This is a genomic window from Neptunomonas sp. (assembly GCF_041601355.1).
Lineage (GTDB): Bacteria > Pseudomonadota > Gammaproteobacteria > Pseudomonadales > Balneatricaceae > Neptunomonas.
Genome location: NZ_JBFIIH010000241.1, coordinates 1 through 2,647 on the forward strand (window position 1 = coordinate 1; position 2,647 = coordinate 2,647).

The 2,647-nt window shown below is 48.7% G+C and carries 3 protein-coding genes; all 3 read right to left on the reverse strand.

Features of this window, described 5'->3' with window-relative positions; all coding sequences use genetic code 11:
- Positions 1 to 192: 192 nt before the first annotated feature.
- Complete coding sequence (locus tag ABY436_RS19870) at positions 193 to 1,116, reverse strand: cobalamin-binding protein (protein WP_372740659.1); 924 nt, start codon at positions 1,114 to 1,116, stop codon at positions 193 to 195.
- A gap of 131 nt (positions 1,117 to 1,247) precedes the next feature.
- On the reverse strand, positions 1,248 to 2,231 hold the full coding sequence (locus tag ABY436_RS19875; protein WP_372740660.1) for an MDR family oxidoreductase: 984 nt from the start codon (positions 2,229 to 2,231) through the stop codon (positions 1,248 to 1,250).
- Between the two features lie 78 nt (positions 2,232 to 2,309).
- Positions 2,310 to 2,647: peptide-methionine (S)-S-oxide reductase MsrA (locus ABY436_RS19880; RefSeq protein ID WP_372740661.1), on the reverse strand; the 338-nt coding region annotated here is incomplete at its 5' end.

Here is a 2,647-nt window from a genome sequence, read left to right on the forward strand (position 1 = left end):
CAGAAAAGCAAAACCCGATGGGCGCGATGTACCTGAATCGCTTATCAGATCTGCTGTTTGTCTGTGCCCGCACGTTGGCGCGCAGAGCGGGTAGCACCGAGATCTATTGGAAACCAAGGAAAAAATCCTGACGCGACGAGCTAAAAAATATTAAACAGCTTATTAGCACTGCTCTGAAACTATTCTGCGAATTTAACGCTCATCTGAGCGCACCTGGTCTGCACGCACCCTATCTAATAACTGGCACACCTGTGCCAGCCCTTCAACGCTGCGCAGTGTCGGGCGGTTTATCAAGTCCGCATTAAGCGAATAAAGATGCTGCCCTTTGACTGCTGTAATCTCCGGCCATGCCTGCCAACGCTGTCGCCAGTCTGGCGGCGTACCTTGTTCTGGCGCTAAAATAACATCGGGATTAAGCACTAAAATACTTTCAACATTGGTTTGGGGTACGACTTCAAGCTGCTCAGAGAACAGATTAGAACCTCCACAGAGAGTGATCATCTCATTGATCATCTGCTGCTTATTGGCCGTCATCAAAGGTTCACTCCACAACTGATAAAAAACACTGACCGGCGCTTTACCCTGATACCGGTTTTTTAACTTTGCTACATCATCCTTAAACTGCTCCACCAGCGGTGTGGCTATGGGTGTTTTTTCTGTTAGCACGGCCAGATCAAGCAAGGTCTTCGCAACCCCGATAATCGCCTGGCTAGAAGCCCGATACACCACAACATCCAAAGACTCCAGCAGCGCCAGAACCTCGGCCGGACTGCCTTTATCCCAGGCAACCACCAGATCCGGCTGCAATGCCAGTATCACCTCAGCGCTAATATCTTCTGCCCCGCCAATGCGCGGGATCGACAAAGCCGCTGCCGGGTAATCGCTATAATCAACCGTAGCGATAATCCGCTCCCCGGCTTCCAATGAAAACAACAGCTCGGTTAAGTGAGGGGCCAATGTCACAATACGCTGCGCAGGCTGCTCAAGAATGACATTATTCCCAGTATCATCCACCACCGACACCGCATACGCTGTGAACGAGAAGCAAAATAACAGAATAAAAGTAAGCGGATACAACACGATGGCGTGTCCTGATATGGATAATAGCGCCATCATAACGGACAAAGCCGCCTGCCGTTAATCTTTGTTATGACGAAACAAGAAGATAACGACAGGCGGCTTTAGATTAACGCTGAAATGACGCAAAGTTCTTTCTGAGACCTTTGAAAGAAAGCTTGCTCAGATCATTACTTATTTAAATCTACGATAGTTCTGCCCTGAACCTGACCGTTAACAATTTTTGAAGCATATTCAGGAACCTGTTCTAAACTGATAACCTGACTGATTTCGCCCAAGGCGGCGGCAGGCAGATCTGTTTGTAAACGGTTCCACGCCTTTATTCTGCGCTCAACAGGACACATGACCGAATCGACACCCTGCAAACGCACATTACGCAAAATAAATGGCATCACGGTAGTTGGCAGTTTAAAGCCGCCAGCCAAACCACAAGCCGCAACTGTTGCATTATAATCTGCTTCTGCCAAAATCCGCGCCAGCATGGCATCACCGACCGTATCGATACCACCAGCCCAACGTTGGCGCTCCAGTGGGCGAGCTTTTTCGCTCATCTCTTCACGCGTTAAAATAGTCGTCGCACCTAAACCACGCAGATAAGGTTCAGTTTCTGCACGGCCAGTAATCGCTGCCACTTCGTAACCCAGTTTTGCCAGAATAGCCACGGCAACAGAACCAACACCGCCGGCCGCACCTGACACAACCACAGGGCCTTTATCCGGAGTAACGCCACCCTCTTCCAGCGCCATCACACACAACATGGCGGTAAGACCAGCGGTACCAATAGACATCGACACTTCAGGCGACATACCGGTTGGCAGCGGCACCAGCCATTCTGATTTCAGACGCGCTTTCTGCGACAATCCACCCCAGAAACGCTCACCAACACTCCAACCGGTTAAGACAACCTTATCACCGGCTTTATAAGCATCGCTGCTGCTTTCGGCCACGGTACCGACCAGATCGATACCCGGAACCATCGGGAATCTGCTGACAATTTTACCCGTTCCGGTAATGGCCAAGCCGTCTTTAAAATTAATCGATGAGTAATCTACATCGACTAATACATCTTCTTCAGGCAGATCACTGACATCCAACGTTTTAATTTCAGCGATCGTTTTACCGTCTACTTGATCCAGAACCAGTGCTTTAAACATCACAAACTCCTATTTGTCTTACAATTTAACAAATCATAACATCGGTGCTTATTGAAATACTACACCCTTGTTTAATTTTTAAGCAGAAGACTTTGGCAGCACCCAGTCCGGTCGCGGAAAGTGACAGGTATAACCACCAGGAAAATGCTCAAGATAATCCTGATGTTCAGGCTCGGCTTCCCAGAAATCACCTACCGGCTCCAACTCAGTCACTACTAACCCAGGCCATAAGCCTGAAGCATTAACATCGGCAATCGTATCCTCAGCAACCTGTTTTTGCTCTTCGTTCACATAATAAATGGCCGAACGATACGACATCCCCTGATCATTCCCCTGCCGGTTAGGCGTTGTAGGGTCATGAATCTGGAAAAATAATTCCAGAATACCACGGTAAGAGATCTGCTCAGGGTCGAATA

Bases quoted from the DNA above. Each gene is read 5' to 3' on its own strand.
- ABY436_RS19870 (WP_372740659.1), bottom strand. From the start codon at position 1,116: ATGATGGCGCTATTATCCATATCAGGACACGCCATCGTGTTGTATCCG.
- ABY436_RS19875 (WP_372740660.1), bottom strand. From the start codon at position 2,231: ATGTTTAAAGCACTGGTTCTGGATCAAGTAGACGGTAAAACGATCGCT.